A 434-nucleotide genomic window follows, 5' to 3' on the forward strand; every position below is an offset into this window, starting at 1 on the left:
CGTCGGCGCCGGGGGTGTCCACCAGCGCCGGGCCCTCCGCGGGCGCCACCCGGACGTTGTGCAGGAGCAGACCGAGGGCGGGGAGCACCTCCGTCGACGGCTGGAGCGCGTTGGTCAGGAGCAGCAGGGAACTCATCGGGTCGCCTCACCTGCTCGGATCGTGGCCGCCCGGAACACGGCCGTCCTGCGTTCGTGCACGGTTCGCTCGCCCATAACGTCTGGTTCCTCCTCGGTCCCTGCGAGGACGTTTATGGCATTGCTGCGTGCGATCGACGGCCCGTACATCCGGCGGTTTCCCGCCTTCGTATACAACGCTTCCGAAAGCACAAAAGGACCCGGGGGCTTCGCTGCCCGAGTCCTCTTCGCGGCAGAATAGCCGACATGGGCACCGATGGGGCAGGTCATGTGGCGCGATCCACCATTCGTCCATATTC

Annotated in this window: 1 pseudogene; it reads right to left on the bottom strand. The window is 66.8% G+C overall.

Annotation, left to right across the window (positions count from 1 at the left end):
- A pseudogene (locus tag J1M37_RS11095) lies at nt 1–136 on the bottom strand (DNA-binding response regulator); the annotation flags it as partial.
- Nucleotides 137–434 lie beyond the last annotated feature (298 nt).

The sequence above is a fragment of the Micrococcus sp. KRD012 genome (genome assembly GCF_017168555.1).
GTDB classification, from domain to species: domain Bacteria; phylum Actinomycetota; class Actinomycetes; order Actinomycetales; family Micrococcaceae; genus Micrococcus; species Micrococcus luteus.